Origin of the sequence: Rhodobacter sp. NSM, from assembly GCF_052244495.1 — a bacterium.
In the GTDB taxonomy this organism is placed as follows: Bacteria; Pseudomonadota; Alphaproteobacteria; order Rhodobacterales; family Rhodobacteraceae; genus Cereibacter_A.
Genome location: NZ_JBQPXH010000016.1, coordinates 1 through 17259, shown reverse-complemented (window position 1 = coordinate 17259; position 17259 = coordinate 1). Strand labels below are relative to the sequence as shown.

At 66.9% G+C, this 17259-nt stretch carries 13 protein-coding genes and 3 pseudogenes; 5 read left to right on the top strand and 11 right to left on the bottom strand.

What is annotated here, in order from left to right; genetic code table 11:
- Positions 1 to 7 precede the first annotated feature (7 nt).
- Positions 8 to 1348, top strand: a complete 1341-nt coding sequence (locus ACTVZP_RS19270; RefSeq protein ID WP_443213794.1) for a hypothetical protein — start codon at positions 8 to 10, stop codon at positions 1346 to 1348.
- 214 nt (positions 1349 to 1562) lie between these two features.
- Here the strand turns inward: ACTVZP_RS19270 and ACTVZP_RS19265 are convergent, their stop codons facing one another.
- The 4 genes from ACTVZP_RS19265 to ACTVZP_RS19250 form a co-directional block, all read right to left on the bottom strand.
- A complete protein-coding gene (locus tag ACTVZP_RS19265) occupies positions 1563 to 3293 on the bottom strand; it encodes a recombinase family protein (RefSeq protein WP_443213793.1) in 1731 nt (576 codons plus the stop codon).
- 486 nt (positions 3294 to 3779) lie between these two features.
- Positions 3780 to 6128, bottom strand: a complete 2349-nt coding sequence (locus ACTVZP_RS19260; protein WP_443213792.1) for an AAA family ATPase — start codon at positions 6126 to 6128, stop codon at positions 3780 to 3782.
- Between the two features lie 104 nt (positions 6129 to 6232).
- Positions 6233 to 7069 (bottom strand): GIY-YIG nuclease family protein, encoded by an 837-nt coding sequence (locus ACTVZP_RS19255; protein ID WP_443213791.1) that lies wholly within the window; start codon positions 7067 to 7069, stop codon positions 6233 to 6235.
- Positions 7070 to 7509: 440 nt separating this feature from the next.
- Positions 7510 to 8019: a hypothetical protein gene (locus ACTVZP_RS19250; protein ID WP_443213790.1), complete on the bottom strand. Its 510-nt coding sequence runs from the start codon at positions 8017 to 8019 to the stop codon at positions 7510 to 7512.
- A 125-nt stretch (positions 8020 to 8144) separates the two neighbouring features.
- On the opposite strand from ACTVZP_RS19250, the gene ACTVZP_RS19245 reads away from it, so the two are divergent.
- On the top strand, positions 8145 to 8330 hold the full coding sequence (locus tag ACTVZP_RS19245) for a hypothetical protein (protein ID WP_443213789.1): 186 nt from the start codon (positions 8145 to 8147) through the stop codon (positions 8328 to 8330).
- A 171-nt stretch (positions 8331 to 8501) separates the two neighbouring features.
- Here the strand turns inward: ACTVZP_RS19245 and ACTVZP_RS19240 are convergent, their stop codons facing one another.
- The 7 genes and pseudogenes from ACTVZP_RS19240 to ACTVZP_RS19210 form a co-directional block, all read right to left on the bottom strand.
- Positions 8502 to 8651 carry a hypothetical protein gene (locus tag ACTVZP_RS19240; RefSeq protein WP_443213788.1) on the bottom strand — a complete coding sequence of 50 codons (150 nt, stop codon included), beginning with the start codon at positions 8649 to 8651 and terminating at the stop codon, positions 8502 to 8504.
- Positions 8652 to 9046: 395 nt separating this feature from the next.
- Positions 9047 to 9694 carry an alpha/beta hydrolase family protein gene (locus ACTVZP_RS19235; RefSeq protein WP_443213787.1) on the bottom strand — a complete coding sequence of 216 codons (648 nt, stop codon included), beginning with the start codon at positions 9692 to 9694 and terminating at the stop codon, positions 9047 to 9049.
- Between the two features lie 428 nt (positions 9695 to 10122).
- A pseudogene (locus ACTVZP_RS19230) lies at positions 10123 to 10392 on the bottom strand (phage tail tube protein); the annotation flags it as partial.
- Between the two features lie 119 nt (positions 10393 to 10511).
- Positions 10512 to 10930, bottom strand: a pseudogene (locus ACTVZP_RS19225) (acyl-CoA transferase).
- A gap of 4 nt (positions 10931 to 10934) precedes the next feature.
- A complete protein-coding gene (locus ACTVZP_RS19220) occupies positions 10935 to 11453 on the bottom strand; it encodes a hypothetical protein (RefSeq protein WP_443213786.1) in 519 nt (172 codons plus the stop codon).
- Complete coding sequence (locus ACTVZP_RS19215) at positions 11453 to 12307, bottom strand: minor capsid protein (protein WP_443213785.1); 855 nt, start codon at positions 12305 to 12307, stop codon at positions 11453 to 11455. Before ACTVZP_RS19215 ends, ACTVZP_RS19220 begins: the two co-directional genes overlap by 1 nt.
- Positions 12308 to 12381: 74 nt before the next feature.
- A pseudogene (locus tag ACTVZP_RS19210) lies at positions 12382 to 12820 on the bottom strand (DUF6441 family protein); the annotation flags it as partial.
- Between the two features lie 39 nt (positions 12821 to 12859).
- Between ACTVZP_RS19210 and ACTVZP_RS19205 the strand changes: the two are divergent.
- The 3 genes from ACTVZP_RS19205 to ACTVZP_RS19195 all read left to right on the top strand — a co-directional run bounded on the left by ACTVZP_RS19205 (position 12860) and on the right by ACTVZP_RS19195 (position 17013).
- Positions 12860 to 13435: a type I-C CRISPR-associated protein Cas8c/Csd1 gene (locus ACTVZP_RS19205; RefSeq protein WP_443213784.1), complete on the top strand. Its 576-nt coding sequence runs from the start codon at positions 12860 to 12862 to the stop codon at positions 13433 to 13435.
- A complete protein-coding gene (gene cas7c / locus ACTVZP_RS19200; protein WP_443213783.1) occupies positions 13432 to 14211 on the top strand; it encodes a type I-C CRISPR-associated protein Cas7/Csd2 in 780 nt (259 codons plus the stop codon). Before ACTVZP_RS19205 ends, cas7c begins: the two co-directional genes overlap by 4 nt.
- A 495-nt stretch (positions 14212 to 14706) precedes the next feature.
- Positions 14707 to 17013, top strand: coding sequence for a hypothetical protein (locus ACTVZP_RS19195; RefSeq protein ID WP_443213782.1), 2307 nt, complete (start codon positions 14707 to 14709; stop codon positions 17011 to 17013).
- Positions 17014 to 17259 lie beyond the last annotated feature (246 nt).

Here is a 17259-nt window from a genome sequence, read left to right as displayed (position 1 = left end):
ATGAGGGATGACCGAGCGCAACGACATTTCCGACCTTTTGGCGTTCATCAGCCGTGAAGGTGACTGGCGGGAACGGCTACATGATGTGGTCGCCGAACACCTGATGCCTGCGCTTGAGGAATTCGAGATCGATCAGGACGGCTTGGCCGACCTGCTGGGCGAGCAGTGGTCAGGCGTGCTTTGGGGCTGCGGGTTCGAGGATTTCCTCGGCCAGCGCTATGAGGACGGCAACATCGTCGATCTCTATCTGAAGCGGCGCGGCTGGAAGGAAATGGCCCTGAACCGGGCCTACTTCAGCGCGCTTCGGGATGCGCCGGTCAGCCTGTATGAGGTCGGCGATGTCCAGCCTGGCACATCGATGGTGCTGCGCGACCTGCTGTCGGATGCCGCACCCGTCACAGTGCGCGAGAAATCCGCCACGCGGACGCTGAAGCAATGGGACCGGATCGCCGTGCGGGTGGTCCCCGAACGCGATCATCATGTCATCTCCGGAGCGCTGTTGCCCTTCCGGGCCGAGGCGGTGGATTTTCTTTTCGCCGGGCTGCGCGATGCCTTGAAGCTGAAGAAGCGAGATGCCCTGCGGCTTTCGCACGATCAGTTGATGGGCTGCGCGCCCATCTTCACCTCCGCCTGGCTGTTCATCGAGATTGACCGCGCCCTCAGCCCGGCACAGCCGCAGTTCACCAATTCGGACGGCGACGATGTGCTGTTCCATGATCTGCGCTACCCGCTTGCCAGCGGCGAGACGCAGAAAGCAGTGGCGGAGCGTCTGGACCGGGTGAAGCGCTTCCTGGCCGAGGGGCCGAAGTTCTGGAACTGGCTGGCTGCGCGGAAGGGGCGCGGCGGCAAGGCGGGCGGTGGCATCATGCTGGACACGCAGATGGAGGGGGCCACCGTGCTGGGCTCGCTGGAACTGAAGGGCAAGACGCTGCTCGTGACCGTCAACTCGGCCGAGCGGGCGGCCAAGGTCCAGACGTTGATCGGCGCGGCCGCCGGGGATTTGCTGAGGGCACCGTTGACCACGATCCGGACGGTTGAGCAGATGCGGGCCGACCAACGGCATGATGGGCCAAGTGACGCCGCCGATGAAATCCCGCCAGAGATCGCGCGCCAGCTCATGCGGGATCACCTCGACAAGCACTACCGCGAAACGCTGGACGCGCCGATCCCGGCACTGCGCGGCAAGTCACCCCGTCAGGCTGTCCGGACGGCCGCGGGGCGTGCGAAGGTGATCGAGTGGCTGAAGATGCTGGAGAACCGCAGCGCCGGGCATGGCAAGGGGCCAATTGCAGAGTACGATTTCGGTTGGATGTGGGTCGAGCTTGGGCTGCTGGAACATCGCAAATGAAGGCCGACGAGACGGTCAGCGATGATGATCTGCGGGGGAGGGCGCGAGGGCTACATCAACACCACATCAACCTGCGACTGTAGGCTTCGTGCCGGTCTTGCGTGTGAATCCGTGCGAACGCTGATGTTTGCGAGGACGAAAATCACGCCAGAACAAAGGCTTGCATCGTAAGTCGCTGGTTTTCTTGATTATTCGGTTTTGCCCTTCCATGGGCTCATAACCTGAAGGCCGCAGGTTCAAATCCTGCCTCCGCAACCAACGTCACTTGCCTCAAGCCCGTAGCAACGCTGCGGGCTTTTGTGTTTGTATCTATCCCATTGTCGCACAACGACAAAATCGCCCCCAGTTCGCCGTAGAGCTCGATCGCATGCCCGTTCGCGGCCGTCGCATCCGGCGTCAGCACGATCTTCCCGATCAGCCTACGCAGGATCGCCGCCGCCTCCGGCTTCGTCTCCGCGTCGTTCAGCGCCGCCACAAGGTCCGCGACCTTCCGGGCGTAGATCTCGGACAGCCCCGGGTGGATCGCGACCGGGTCCGGTTCCGGGATCTCCGCGAGCCGCGCTTCCAGATCAACCCGCTCCGCCTCTAGCCCGTCCATCTTCGCCTTCATGCTCGGGTGGAACATGCCGTTCGCGATCGCGGTGACGATGTTGTCGATCTCGCGCCGCACCTTCCCCAGCTTGCGCTCGGCCTCGCCGCGGGCCGCCAGAGCCTCCAGACGTTCGGACTGCGTCGCTCGCTGGAACTCGGCGATGAACTCGGCCACCAGATCCGGATGCATCAGCCGGTCGCGCAGGCCACCCAGCACGCGTTCCTCGACCAGCATCCGCGGGATCGTCTTCCGGTTCGAGCAGGTCCCGCGGTTGCGCGCCGCCGAACAGCCGTATCGGCTGTCGCTGATCATGATGTAGCTCGCGCCGCAGCAGCCGCAGGCGACGAGGCCCGACAGCAGGTGCTTCGGTCCGGTGCCGCGTTCGACATGGGGTGCCCCCGGATTGTCCTCGCGGGCGGCCAGGATGTCCTCGCGGATCGCGCCCTGCCGGTGCTTCACCCGGCTCCAGAGCTCGTCCTCGATGATGCGCAGATGCGGCACCTCTTCGATGATCCACTCGGAAGCCGGGTTCGGCCGGGCCTGGCGCTTCCCCGTGGCCGGATCCTTCACGAAGCGTTGACGGTTCCAGACCAGTCGGCCAATGTAGAGCTCGTTGTTCAGGATCCCCGTCCCGCGCTTCCAGTTGCCCGAGATCGTCGAGAAGCTCCAGCGCCCCGAGCCCTTGCCGCCCGAGCGCGGCGCGGGGATGCCCGCGCGGTTCAGGTCGATCGCGATGGTCCGCGCGCTGGCGCCTGCGGCGTAGCGTTCGAAGATCCGCCGGATCGTCGCCGCTTCCTCCGGGTCGATGGTCCGGTCGCCGGTGGTGAAGCTGCCGTCGGGCAGCGGCTGACGGTCGAGGCGGTAGCCGTAGCTGATCCCGCCCGCCGACTTGCCCTTCCCGATCCGCCCCTCGAGGCCGCGGCGCGTCTTCTCCGCCAGCTGCCGCAGGATCAACGCTGACATCGTGCCGCCGAGCCCGACGTGAAGCTCGCTGATCGCGCCTTCCGCTTTGGTCACGATCGACACGCCGAGGAAGGTCATCCGCTTGTGGAGGCCCGCCACGTGCTCCTGGTCGCGCGACAGCCGGTCGAGACTCTCGGCCACGACGACATCGAAACGTCGGGCTTCCCCCGCCCGCAGCATGCGCTGGAAGTCCGGCCGCAGATGCGTGGCGCCGCTCATCGCCTCGTCGGCGAAGACCTCCACAACCTCCCAGCCGCGCTCGTCGCAGAGCCGGCGGCAGATCCGCACCTGGTCCGGGATCGAGGCCGCGCTCTGCATCTCCGAGGAGTAGCGCGCGTAGATCACGGCGCGCAGGCCGGGGGCGCCTGCCTGCACCAGTCTGCCGGTCATCGTGCTCCCTCCCTTAATCCCCTGGCCGGTCGGCGCAGGTCGTATCCAACGCCCCAGTCACGTCCTCCCGCGCGTCTTCCCGCGCGGCCTGGCGTGCGAGGAGGCGGACGAGAGCGATCAGCGCAGGGTGCGGCGCCTCCCCGCTGTCGGCAAGTCCCGTCGTACCCGACGCATCCGACGCGCCGCCCGCGACCGGAGCGTCGGCTCCGGCCTTCGATCGGGCATGCGTCTTCCGTGCTCGGGCCATCGGCCGAGGTGCTCCGCTTGCGGCGAACGGGCCTCCGTTCGCGGGTCTGAGGGTCTGGCGGGGAGGGGGTCGAGGACCCGCTCCCTTGCCGCCAGTTTACCCCAGCCCGCGGTGCCGCGAAGCAGCGATTCGATCCCGACCTCGCCAAGCCTGTGGAAAACCTCCCCGCCCCGCAGCCGGAAATCATCGAAAAACAATGCTTTATGGCGGCAGCTCCCGCGTCGGGCTCCGCCGCAGCCTCACGCGGATCCCTCAGGAGCCGGATCGGCGGTCGAGGCCGGGACACAGAGAACCTCGCCGCCGTCCGGCGGGGCGAGCGGACGGACGTCGGGCGGGGCGATCCGGCCTCCGTCTTCCGGATGGAGCGGAGGGACGTCGGGCCGGGCCGTCCTGCCGGTGCCGTCCGGCTCGGGCGGGCGGATGGCGCGAGAGGGTGTCTCGTCGTCCGGCGCCCGTCGCGCCAGCGGCGCGAGCAGGTCGGCGATCCGGCCCGCATCGAGGTCGCGCTCGCGCAGGAGCGCGGCGGCGATGCGGTGCAGGTCGTCGAGGTGGCACTGGAGCAGCCGGGTCGCCTCCGCCTCCGGCGCTCCGAGCCGCGTCTCGACGCGGGCGCGGAGCGCGGGATCGGCGCGGAGGTCCACCCGGTTCGGGCCGTGCCAGGAGAGGCTGCCGCCGCGTTCGCCATCGTCCTCCGTGAGCCGCCAGGCCGTCTCCATGTCGAGCGCCAGCCGCGTCGCCTGCGCCAGATCGCTGGCGGGTCCCGCGCCGGCGCCGCTCGAGGGTGCGCCGAGAACCAGCCGTTCGGCGGCCCGTCCGGCGAAGAGGGTCGCGAGTTCGGCTTCCGCCGTCGCCAGGGTGTGAACCGGCAGGGCGGGACGCTCGACGAAGCCGCCCTGCGGCGTGAGACTCGCCCGACGCGGCGCCGGTAGGCCGGCCAGATGGCCGACGAGGAGATGGCCCGCCTCGTGCAGCGCCACGCGGCGCTCGAAGGCCGGATCGGACGTCGGCGCCAGCCGGTCGGCGGCGGCGTGGAGATCGGCCAGTGCCAGCGCCCGGCCGGCGGCGCGCGCCCGACCGGCGGCATCGCGCAGGAGCGCCGCCACGTCGGCACCGGTCGCGCCCACCAGCCGGCGGGCGAGAACCGGGACCTCCTCGGCCGGGATCTTCGGCACCGGCGCCATGCGTCGCAGCCCCGCCAGCAGCAGCGCCTCGAGCCCGGCGAGGTCCGGCAGCGTCATTGCGATCCGGAGGTCGATCCGGCCGGAGCGGACGACCGCCGGATCCACGTCCTGCGGAAAGTTGGTCGCGCCGAGCACGATCACCCCTTCGGCCAGCGCCAGCCGGGTCAGCTGTTCCAGCAGGCCGTTGACCACGCCCCGCAGGTAACGGCTCGAACTGTCGCTGCCGCCGCGGGTCGCGAAGCTGTCCAGCTCGTCGAGGAAGAACACCGAGGGCGCGCCAGCGATCGCCTCCTCGACCCGCGCATGGAGTTCGGCCAGCATGTCCCCTTGGTGGCCGAACTTCTGGCAGGCGCTATAGCTGGTGGCGACCAGCGGCACGCCGGCCGTTCCCGCCAGCGCCTCGGCGGCGAGAGTCTTGCCCACGCCGGGCGGGCCAGCCAGGAGCGCCGAAGCGGTGACTTCGTTCCAGCGCAGCCGGCCCGACCGCCAGGCGGCGAGGTCGCCGGCCATGCGGCGCAGGATGCCGACCGCCTCCGGCTGGCCCAGAACGTCATCGAGCGTCACCCGCGGCACGGGGCGGCCGGCCGCCGCGATCATGGCGAGGCGCATCGCAACCGCCGTGGCATCGGGCAGCGCGAAGGCGGCGGCGAGCTGCACCGGCGTCTGCCGCGCCAGCGCCACTTCGCCAGGCAAAAGGGCGCGGACCTCGGCCTCTTCGAAATCTTCGGCGTGGGTGCGGCTCAGCACTTCCAGGATGAGGTCGGGCGAAACCGGCGGCAGCTGAAGCGCTGCACCCGTCAGCGGCGCGAGATCCTCGCCCGGCAGGTCCGGCTCGGCGGTGACGAGGAGGAGCGGATGGCCGGCTTCTACAAGGCCGCGGAGCTGCTCGCGGAACCGCCGCTTCTCGACCGCCGTCTCCTTCGGGCTCGCCCCGCTCTTTGCGGCGAACGTGCGGACCTTCGGATCGGGCGCCTCCTCCTCGGGCAGCCCGCTCCTCTCGCGGAGGTGGCGCAGCAGCCGCAGGGTGATCGCGTCGAGGATCCCTTTCCCGAAGCCGGGCGCCGGCGGGCGGATCAGGGTGATGGCGCCCGGGCGGAACAGGTCCGCGACATCGGCCGCCGCCAGCGCCTCGGCGAGAGCGGCGAGCATCAGGAGCGTCACCGCCTCGCGCCGCGTGACCGAACGCAGCCCGGCTCCGCACTCGCGACCCGCCGCGAGGGCGGCGGTGGGCGCGGGGGCGGCTTCGGCCGGCAGCCGGCCGTAGCGTGGGTGATCCTCCGGATCCGGCGTGCCGAGTTCCGGCAGCTCGTCGGCGAGCAGCGGTTCGACCGAGAGGTGGGCGGCGAAGATGTCCGCAACCCGCGGTGAGGGGACGGGCAGGGTGGGGACGACGGAAGGCTGGGTCATGAACAGCACCTCGGAAAATCCGGAACAGGCTCCGGCCCGGCGAAGCGCCGGACCGGAGGGGCGCCGCAACATCCGGCGTGGGACCATATCGAAAGTGGGGAAGATCAGCCGCCGCGACGGCGCGACCGGCGCCGGCGCATCCCGGCCTCGACCGCTTCGAGCGCCGCCAGCAGGATCGGCTCGAGGGCGCCGTCATAGACTTCGGTCTTCACATTGATCACGCCGGCGAACCGCTCCTTCGGCAGCACCGCCTGAGGACAGCGGCGTCTCAGCGTGGCGTGCAGCCGCTTCTCGGCGCGGAGCGCCGCCACGCCGCTCGGCATCGGCAGGGTGCAGAGGATCTGCGCCGGCAGGTCGCGGCGCAACCGGAGCTGGTCGTTGAGCCGGCTCTCGACGTTGTTGGAATGGCCGAGCTTCACCGCGACGACGCCGTCCGGCAGGCCGAAGCGCAGGACGTAGAGGTTGTTCGGCGCCGCCGGCCAGGCGAGGCCGCAGCCGCCGCAGCCGAACCGGCCCGAGCCCATGTTGGCCCGCGCCACGCGCTGTTCGTGGCCGCACGCCTCGTGACGGTAGAATCGGTAGTTCGGATTGCCCTGCGGATCCGGACCGACGAGCTGCCAGCCGCGCCGCTCGGCCTCCGCCGCTTCCTTCGCGGCATGGCACGTCTCGCAGCGCAGGCCGGTCTCGCCCCGCGCCATGCGCACGATCATCTCGCGCTGGCGCCGCACCTCGTGGCCGCAGGGCGCGCGGTAATAGCCGTAGGCGCGGTCCGTCTTGTCGCGGCGCAGGAAGGTGAGGCCCGCCGCCTCCGCCGGACCGGTCCAGCGCTCCTTCAGGCAGGCGGCACAAAGCGGCTGGTGGTCCATGAGGACGATCCGGTTCACGACGGACTGCGCGCCGCAGGTCTGGCATTCGAGGGCCACATGTCCACGGTCGCGCACTCGTGCGATCAGCGTGTAGCCCTTGGCCTCGGCCGCGGCGATCCAGTCGGGATGGTGCGGGCCGGGATGGACGGGTTCCGGAACGCCGGAAATCAGGATGGTGTCGGTGAAAATGCAGATCCTTTCGATGAAGGCAGGGAGAGGGAAAGTTCAGCCGCACCGCGCCTCAAGGTGACGCGGCCGATCCGGAAATCCGTATCCGGTCCAGGGCGAAAATCCGGATCCTGAGGTGCCCTGAAAACGGTTCCGGGGATGCGGAGAGTCCGGACCGTCCGAGCGGCGGAGCGGGAGTGTTCCGGGCATCCGGAGCTTGCGAGATCCGGGTCCTGCGACACTGGCACTCCGGATTTTTGAAGCTCGCTCCGGAGGCCCCGCCGGCAGCCGGACCGGGGAGGCCTGCCCCCGGACCAGCCGCCGGCGAGCGCTGCTGACCCTGCGCCTCAGCCGTGCATCGGCGGCAGTTCCGGATCGGTCGGGCCCGAGGCGCCGTCGCCCGAAAGCGCCGCCACCGCGTCGAGATGGGCGCGCGCCGTCACCAGCATGCGGTCTATGCGGAGCGACACCGGATCGTCGCCGGGGCAGCGGAAGCAGTCCGCATGGCGGTCGAAGAGGCCATGCAGCTGGATGAAGTCATCCGGGCGCGTGCTCTCCAGCATCGCGCGTCCGAGCAGCGCCGTGAGCCGCAGCGGCTGGTCCGACGGGCGCTCGATCTGCAGTTCCAGCACGTCCGCCATGCCCTCGAGCACGTCCAGTCGCGCCTCCTCCTCGTCAGTCGACCAGTCCTCAAGGGCCGGGTCGGCCCAGCTGGAATGTTCGATGTCGCGCTCCGCCTCGACGTAGCAGCCGAGTGCGCCGGCGAGTTGCGAGAAGGCGCGCGAGATCGGCGTGTGGGTGAAGTGCGTCGGCGGTTCCATCGCGCCGGGGCGCGTGGTAATCGACCTCTTAGCCATGGTGATCTCCTTGCAGATCAGTGTGGTCAGGGCCAAGGCGAGGGCCGCAATCCCTTGCCTTGGCTCGCCCAACATGACTATATGACGTCAAATAGTCATGTGGCTGAATACGGGGATACTGTCGAATGGCGAAGATGGGCCGTCCGTCTGCGGATACGGAGCCGGTTACCATCCGCATGGACCGCAGGATGCTGCGGGCCATCGACGATTACAGGAGGATGCAGGAAGACCTGCCCTCGCGTCCGGAGGTCGTGCGACGCGTGATGGCTAAGTGGCTTGCCGAATTCGAGAAGGCGAAAACTGAGAGCTAATTCCGGACTGGACCGCCTATTTCGCAACACGCGGTTCGGATGCCCGAACCTGGCCCGCCCCTGTGTGCCCTTCAGCATGATGTCGCGAACTCAATGGTCGTCAGCGCCGTCCGTGAAGTTGACGGCGTGAACGTAGTTGAGGACTTGATGGTTTCTCTCATGCTCCGACGCTCAGACGATGCCGGTCATGACGAAGCGGAAGACGACGAGGTTCGTCCGTGCCAGCACCGCTGCTTTGTTGGAGCCGAAGAACGGCCAATCGATCCGGAGCGGCCAGGGTCGAGCAAGCGTGCGGCCGCCGCTGAGGCGCGCAACGCCCAAAAGTGCCCCTCGATAGGCATCAGGAATGAGACGGTGATGATGACGTCGGTGAGCGTCATCGGATGGACGAGAAAGCGCGGCGGGGCGGGCTGCCGACAAGGCGCGCCAGCAGATCGCAGAGGATCAGGACGCCGATGATGACGTCCACCCCTTCCGCCAAGCCTGACGTGGAACGAAGGACGTGCCATGACGAAGGCGACCGTTACCACGTCGAAGGTGAGCACCGCATGGCGGAACCGGTGCGCCGCCGTGCGGTCACTCTCGTACATCCGGTGAACCGCTTCTCACATCGCGCCTCCGTGGTTGCTGGCGCAACCACTGGGTCTTGCGCCGATCCGATCATGCACATCGCCATGTCAGGCCGTCCCGCGTTTGCGTCGCCGGTTCCGCGTGGCTCAGGCGACCGAAGTTCCCCCGGCGAAGCGCGCCGACCATTCCGCCGCCCGTGCGGCGCAGGTTGCCAGATGATCCGCAAGCGTCAGCCCCGTAACTGACTTCCTTGGCTTGAGATCGTGGTCGCCGTTCTCGAGCCAGACCAGATCGATACTGGCGGACAAGGCGTAGGTCTCGACCTCATCGCGGTTACCCAGCGGATCGCGGGTTCCCTGGAAGAAGAGCGCCGGTGTGCGAAGCCCTGCCAGATGCGCGGTCCGCAACTGTGCCGGCTTACCAGGTGGATGGAACGGATAGCCGAAGCAGATCAGCCCGCAGACACCGCCGGCATCACGCAGCTCGTCGACGACCATGCTGGCCACCCGGCCGCCCATCGACTTTCCGCCGATGACAAGCGGTCCCTCGACCGCCGCCGCACTTGCCGCTGCCCGGTACTCATCCAGCAGCGCCTCGGCGCGAGGCGGCGGCCGGCGCTGGCCGTCCCGCCGCGCCGCCATATAGCCGAACTCGAACCGCAGGACCCGGATGCCGCCGCCCGCAAGCGCTTTTGCCAAGGCATTCAGGCCGGCCGACTCCATGCCCGCTCCCGCTCCATGCGCGAGAAGAAGAGTGATTGCCGCCCCGGCCGGGCCATCCTCGATGAAGTCCACCCTGCACCTCATGATCCTCGCCCACGAGAACCATGTGCCGAGGACGCGGGCAACTTACCACGTGCGCAGCCGAGACGGACACGCCAGTTTGGAGCCTGCTCGGCATGGGATCGAGCATGATAGCGACTTACTGCGGAAGAACGGAAGCGATGCTCACGTACCTGTCCACCATGGTGTCGACCATCCTGATCGCGCTCGGCGCGGCAACGGCCCTGTTCATCGGTCTGGTAGCTACGACCGCTGCATCTCCGGTGCTTCAGGCACTCGTTCTCGCGCTCCTCCTCACGCTGTACCTTTCGTTCCGGCCAGTCCGCGCCTGACACGAAGCAAAGAGGATCCGAGCGGTCTGCTGGCCGATGTCCGGCCCATGGTGTGCGGCCCAACGGGCGCGAATACTTGACAAGATATCGACGTGAAGGGCGGGGAGCAGACGGTTGATCCGTGTCCACCTTCATCCATTGGCCAAGCTTCTCGACATCGATCGGCACCACGACATCGCCGTCTGCGGTAACCGCGTCCTTGATCGGGGCCAGCGGGTCGCGTCCCTGGCCCAGCAGTTCCGAGGCGATCAGCGGCTGCTCGCAGCCGAGTGTGGTGCTGGCAAAGGGCACGGTGCGATAGCCCGAGGCAGGCGCGGTACCATAGACGGTCTCGAACGCAAGCGCCATCTGCGCCCGCGCCCCATGGGCTCGTGCCATCGTGTTCTCCCGTCGTGAGTGGGCTCAGGCCAGCGGATCGGCCGTTGAGTGAGGCGGATCAGACAAAGGTCCGGGGGACCTTTGTCCCGCCGGACGCAGGATGGAACCCGCTGCCGGTATCAGGCGAGCGGGTCGGCCGTGGAATAGTGCAACACCACCGGGATCACCGCTGCCTTCAGGCTGGCGGCACCCTCGACGGCCAGATCGACAGGGCGCGGCGCTTCTGCCTCGATCCAGTCGCAGAGGCTGCCCAGCGTCCGGTCGCCAGCAATCGCTACGCCAATGCTGGCGCAAAGGGTGTCGAAGGTGGCGTCACGCGCGGCGCCCTGCACGACCGCCTCGATCTCGACCCGGTGCTGGTAGTGGTAGCGCAGCGGCGACAGCGTCACCTCGGGCCACCTGGCTCGCCATCGCGCAGGATCAGGAGGCCCGCACTGGGCACGCGCTCGGGCAGTACGTCGCCGCGCAGGGCTGTGGCGGGCAACGCCGAAAGCCGCGCGTGCAGCGCGGCGAGGATGGTTTCGCGGGGCGTGGGCAATGGATCACCATGTGACCAAGGACGTAGGACATCGGCCGACTTCGAAATCCGGTCGCCCGGCTAGTTCCCTCATCAGCCATTGAGTGCCGACATTTTCGATCTCAACGTCCCAATTTTCTTGTCCCGCTTCCGCAACAAGACGCTCGTAAACGACGGGATTGTCGGATTTCAAAACAAGCCCGACGTCGTTTCGCCAAGCGAACTGATACCCGCGTTCATCTAGAGGCTCCAGTGAGAGGCCATAAATGGTGGTTGGCGTGATCTTGATCGACCAGAGCGTGTCGCGCAGGATCGGCGTTCCATCCTCCAATCGCGGCACCGCAATTGGCTTCATGTAGGGCCTGCTGAGATCAAAGACTGCTTCAAAGCCGAGGTTCGCGCCGTTCTCAAGCTGCACACACGTGCGGTACCTGGAATTGAAAACGACCACGATCCATAGAGCCAGAATTGCGCACGGCAGCAGAACAAGACCGGCTAGTACGGCCAAAACTCCAGTTCCATGATTTTCCTGCCCGTATTTCATTAGAAGTTGCTGCGCGCCGGGTCCGCGTAAACCTGACCCGAGAATCTTCCAGTCCAGAGATCGGTGATCAGATATGGTTCACCCGTGTGAATGCCAAGCCGTTGGGGGCCGCTGGGTGGCAGACCGAGCCGAGCGCGCCCATGGTCATCCAGTGGTCGCAGAAGATTCTCGAAGATCGTTTCACCAGGGTCAATGGCGTCCACGCCAATATCGAGCGGGTCGGCGAACTCGTCTTTCAGATAGAACTCAAGTTGCCCAAAAAAGAAGATAACATCGTTCAGCTCTGTCGCACGCCCGGAGAATGACCCACCGATGGTGGTGTCGCCAATGCTGAATACGATGCCGGTCATGTTGTAAGTATTGACGAAATCGTCGGAGAATGTGCCGTTGGGGTGCCTTCTTGCGGCCCGAGCAATTTCACCTTTCAATCGCTCGCTCACCTCACTCATGTATTGCGCCACGATGCTTCTCAGATGTCCGGTTTCGCGGACAGTAACACCGCGCCCACGACCGTTGTAGTAGTGGCGTACGAAGTCACGGCTGCTCCAAGCAGCAGCTGTGTCGCTTGCGTCTGCCAACTCAATTTCGACAAACTCATCGCCTGACGGCATGAATGGCTGCGCCGTGCAGCGGCAGCCATAATCTTCGCCGGGGTGGCCGGTCTCAGGCGGGTCATCCCACGCGAAAATCCGTCCATTGTTGGCCGCATGGCTTGGGCGTACTTTTTCATCGTCGCGGGTCCGCCAGATGTAGTGTGTCGTGGGTCGTTCCTGCTTTATCGACCATTCAATAGGCGTTCCATTGCGAAGGTAGGCTTGAAATGCCCTTCGGTCCAATAGCGGGTTAACCAACATGAAACGGTCCCTCTGGCGGCTTTGGTTCCCCGCCTATCAGAATTTCGTTAACTTTCTTGTAACCGCCCGCGCGCTCAGGGATACTTACCTATCCAACTCGCCGCGATCAGCCCCGGCACGGCGACATGCGCCCGCTCAGCATCCCGCGCGAAGTCCAGCCGCTTCGGCGCTTGACCTGTGGGACCAACAGGAAGATCGGCGCGGTCACCAGGCCCCGGCCGGTCTTCGACCGTGATGCCACGGCGCGGCCACCAGCAGGCTCGGGCCCCTGCGGCGATAGATGAAGCACAGGCGCAGGCCGGTGCGGCGTTCCCGTTCGCCGGGGGTGATCCGGCCGCCACGAAGAGACTTGCCAGCCGCAGGCGTTGGGATCGCCAGCCAGAAGCCGTTCTTCGAGCGGATCAGCGGGCCGGTGTCGTGGGCACCGACGATCACCGGGGCGTTGGACCAGACCACGGCGGCCGCGTTGAGGCTGGGCGTGGCCTTGGGGAACTGCTCCGACCGGCGGCTGTGGGCCGAGTTGGACTAACAGCGCAGGGCAAACGGTAGAACGTGCCGCCGCTGATCGCGGGCGAATGGGTGCGCGCGATCCTGAGCGGCTCTGCCTATCCGCTGACGCTGCTTTCAACCGTGCTCATGCGCATCCGCGCGGATGGCGACATCAACGCCTTGCGCGCGTCGATCCTGAAATCAGTCCTGATCCGCAATTTCGCCAAGGAGGTTCCCGTGGCGCTCGATCCTGCGAACACCAACAAGGGCTACATCCTCGGGCGGATCTTTGCCGTCTATGAAGAGGTGCAGCGTGCCGCGCTTGGCGGCAACGTCAACGCGACCATCAAGGACAAGTTCTACGGCGCCGCCTCGGCCTCGCCGCAGAAGGTGTTCCGAACGCTCGATGCCGGGGCGCAGAACCATTTCTCGAAACTGCGGAAACAAAGCCCCGGCCGGGCCGTGAACCTTGAAAAGCTGCTGACGTCCATCACCGATCTGATGGATCCCGGAGATGACCCGATCCCAGCAGCCCTCGGCGCTTCCGAACAGGCGCTGTTCGGTCTCGGCTATTACCACCAGCGCAGCGATTTCTTCCGCAAGCACGACGACACGCCCATGACGGAGGCCTCCGAATGACCATGCTCTCTCGCCGCCACGATTTCGTCCTGATCTTCGACGTGACGAACGGCAATCCGAACGGCGATCCCGATGCGGGCAACCTGCCGCGACTCGATCCGGAAACGAACCATGGGCTGGTGTCTGATGTCTGTCTCAAGCGGAAACTGCGCAACTACGTCGAACTCGTCCGCGCCGACGAGGCGGGGCATCACATCTATGTTCAGGAAGGCGCGATCCTGAATGAGAAGCACCGCAAGGCCTATGTCGCCAAGCGTGGTGATGACGCCAAGGCGCTCAAGGAGGCGAAGGAAGCCAAGAAACTCAACCCGAAAGGAGACGAGGAAGCCAAGGCCTTGCGCGACTGGATGTGTGCCAATTTCTTCGACGTGCGGACCTTTGGCGCGGTGATGTCGACCGGGATCAACTGCGGTCAGGTCAAGGGTCCGGTGCAGATGACTTTCGCTCGCTCTGTCGAGCCGGTCCTGCCGGTCGAGATCTCGATCACCCGGATGGCCACCACCAACGAGGCGGAGCAGAAGAAGCGCGCGGAGGGCGAGGAGGGTGAGGCCCGCACCGACAACCGCACCATGGGCCGCAAGCATATTGTGCCCTATGGGCTCTATGTGGCGCATGGCTTCGTTTCGGCCCCATTTGCCGAGCGGACCGGCTTTACCGAGGCCGATCTTGACCTGTTGTTCGACGCCCTGGCGAACATGTTCGAGCACGACCGTTCGGCCGCGCGGGGCGAGATGAACACCCGCAAGCTGGTCATCTTCGAGCATGAGAACGCCTAGGGCAATGCGCCTGCCCATGTGCTTTTCGACCGTGTCCAGATCGGGCGCTGCGTCGATGGCGAGTTTCGTGCGCTCGACGAAAGGGGCCTTGGCAACCTCGCCCCGGCACGGCGAAGGCTCCGATGTCGTGGATGCCATGGCGGCGGCCATGGCCGGCGCAATGGGCAGCACTGTGTCCGCTACCTCGACCGGCCCCCGACCATCACCGTCCGGCGGGACGCCGAGGTCACGATCATGGTCGACCGCGACCTGCAGAAGGGCCGGTTGAGGCGTGCCTGCCCCTTCCCGATTGATGTCAGGCGATGCAGAGATCGCGGCGCTCGCGGAGGCCACGCGCTCGGCCTGAACCCGTACTTCTTCCCGCTGAGGGTCCGGTCTTCGGCGTCTGTACCCGAGGCGCCAACGGCCGCCGCCTCACCACAAGGAAGGCGTCGCGCGAATCCCCGATTTGGCGCAGGCTGAGGCTGGACGGGCAACCCTACGCGAGGCCAGACCATGAGGACGAGTCGAAACGCGACGCCGCAACTCCTGCTGGGAACCGACGGGCCGGATCTTCTGACAGCTCTTTACGAGAACACCCTCGTCCTCGGCCTTGAGGGTGACGACACGATCACGAGCGGTTTCCAGCGCACCGTTATCGATGCAGGGGACGGCGACGATCTCATTACCCTTCATTCGCACGGCGACAGTTTGCGGACGGAGCCGGCCATGGCCGTTGCGGCCCTGTCGGGCGGCGATGGCGCCGACCGGATCGAGGCGACGCTCGAGGCGCAATCGCAAAGCGACGCAACGGTGCTGGTGAATGCCAATGGCGGGTCAGGCGATGACGACATCCGGATCCTGGGTCAGGCGAGCAGCTACGGCGGCACGCGGTCCGTGGTGTCGCTGACGGCGACCGGAGGCGAGGGGACCAACCTGATCACCTTGAACGCCTACGCCGGCGACTACCGTCGCAACTTCGGGGTGGGTGGTGAGTTCGTCCTGACCAACAGCGTCGCGGGCGGAGACGATGCCGATATCCTCTCGGCGTCGATGGTGTTCGATCAGACGGCCGAGCGCAGCTGGTCCCGGTCCTTCGTCGACGGCGGTGGCGGCGACGACGTGCTGTCGAGTTCCGTCATGGCGATCAACGGTCGCGGCGTGATCGGTCTGAGCGAGGTGCGGGCAGGCTCGGGCGCCGACGAGGTCTGGGCACGCCTCGGCGTCACCGGCAACGAACTGGGCGGCTTGACCCGGATGATCGTGGACGGCGGCAGCGGAGATGACCGCCTGGATGTTGGTCAGGCAGGCCGCAACAGCGCGCTGCGTGTGACCCTGCACGAAAAGTTCGTGACCCGGATCCGCGCGGACGCGGGCGACGACACGGTCGAGAGCTTCGCAAGCCACGTCGCCGCAGTGTCGGCCCGGTCGCTTCAGATCATCCACGCCGGGGAGGGAAACGACGCGGTCACCGCACGGCTGGATCTGACCACGAGCAGGACGGACGACATCGACTACGGGAGCATCCACGGCTCCTTCGTGCTGGACGGTGGGACCGGCAACGACCGGCTCTCCGCCGTGGCCGATCTGTCGGCGATCGACCCATACGGCGGCAGCACCTCGGGACCCGTGCGCCTGATCGCCGATCTGCGCGGCGGCGCGGGGAACGACGAGCTGACCGTGGACTTCGGGATCGAGGCCATGCTGACCGGCCACCGCTTCGCCTCGACCCTCGACGGCGGTGCGGGGCACGACCTGATGACGGTGACGACCCGCGGCGGCGATCGCGGCCTGCACGTCCTGTCCGGGGGCGACGGCGACGACAGCCTGAGCGTGGCGGTTCGGGACGCTGACAGCGCGATCAGGCTGAGCGGCGGCGCCGGAAACGACAGCCTCTCGACCTCGATCATCGCTCGGGGGCGGGCGCAGGATTTCGGCCTGATCACGGCGCAGGGCGGCGGGGGTGACGACGTGATCGACAACGTGGCGCTGATCGGCCCCGGCTCCGGCGCCACGTCGGCCTATCGGTTCGAGGGGGGCGGGGGCAACGACCGGATTCAGTCCCGGACCGAGTTCTTCGGTGCTGCCGCAGGAGGTTTCAGCCATGCCGAGAGCCTGTCGGGCGGCACGGGCGACGATGTGCTCGCAGCGTCGGTTGGACCCTATGTCGAGCGGACCAGCTGGCCCGACCTCGGCATCGCGCACTTTGCCCTGTCGCTTGAGGGCGGGGACGGCGCCGACACCCTTCTCGCCGTGACGGCACACGGCTGGTCGGAGGACAGCGTGTCGCGCATTGTCATGGGTGGCGGCGCAGGCGACGACCGGCTCGAGGCCGTCTACACCGGCCAGGGCACCAACATTCTCCGCCTGACCGGCGGCACCGGCGACGACTTCCTCACCCTCTACAACGGCATGACGGTGGTGAGCGATGTCTGGACCCGGCTTCCGACACCCGGAGGCGGCTCGGTCTTGGGCGGCTCGGGCGACGACACGCTGGGCGGTTGGGGCGGCGAGATCGTTGCGACCGGAGGTGCGGGGGTGGACACCTTCCTCTTCGATCCCGCCGCGCAGGGCGAGATGCGGATCACCGACTTCGACGGCAGCGCCGAGCGCATCCGGTTCTCGATCCGGGAGCACCCGGATCCGATCTACTCGGATCCCAGTGAGAGCTGGGAGGATGCGGTCATCACCGGCGTAGAGGACACCGGTCCCGGGGGCGACGTCATCGTCCGCTTCGTCAGTGGCGCGGTCCTTGTCATCGAGGGTTACGGGACGGGCGCGATCACGGACATTTCCGGCATCGTGGACTATCCGCTCATCTAGAGGATCGGTTCCAATGCCCTTGGCAGAGGGGCGAACAGGCTGGTTGCGGCGGCCTCCAGTCATGCGGCCAGATCGTCGGCGCTTCGCTTCCGGACCAGGCGCTCGAGCGACAATAGTGTCTTCGCCCGGATCATGATGGGCCTGGCCGCGGTACGAGCCGAGCACAAGACGATCAGGATCGACGCGACCTACCTGAAGGCGCATCGCACGACCTCGCCTGCCGGTGAAAACCTCAAGAGTGCGAAC

Bases quoted from the DNA above. Each gene is read 5' to 3' on its own strand.
- ACTVZP_RS19220 (WP_443213786.1), bottom strand. From the start codon at position 11,453: ATGAAATACGGGCAGGAAAATCATGGAACTGGAGTTTTGGCCGTACTA.
- ACTVZP_RS19245 (WP_443213789.1), top strand. From the start codon at position 8,145: ATGGCGAAGATGGGCCGTCCGTCTGCGGATACGGAGCCGGTTACCATC.
- cas7c (WP_443213783.1), top strand. From the start codon at position 13,432: ATGACCATGCTCTCTCGCCGCCACGATTTCGTCCTGATCTTCGACGTG.
- ACTVZP_RS19195 (WP_443213782.1), top strand. From the start codon at position 14,707: ATGAGGACGAGTCGAAACGCGACGCCGCAACTCCTGCTGGGAACCGAC.
- ACTVZP_RS19270 (WP_443213794.1), top strand. From the start codon at position 8: ATGACCGAGCGCAACGACATTTCCGACCTTTTGGCGTTCATCAGCCGT.
- ACTVZP_RS19265 (WP_443213793.1), bottom strand. From the start codon at position 3,293: ATGACCGGCAGACTGGTGCAGGCAGGCGCCCCCGGCCTGCGCGCCGTG.
- ACTVZP_RS19250 (WP_443213790.1), bottom strand. From the start codon at position 8,019: ATGGCTAAGAGGTCGATTACCACGCGCCCCGGCGCGATGGAACCGCCG.
- ACTVZP_RS19260 (WP_443213792.1), bottom strand. From the start codon at position 6,128: ATGACCCAGCCTTCCGTCGTCCCCACCCTGCCCGTCCCCTCACCGCGG.
- ACTVZP_RS19215 (WP_443213785.1), bottom strand. From the start codon at position 12,307: ATGTTGGTTAACCCGCTATTGGACCGAAGGGCATTTCAAGCCTACCTT.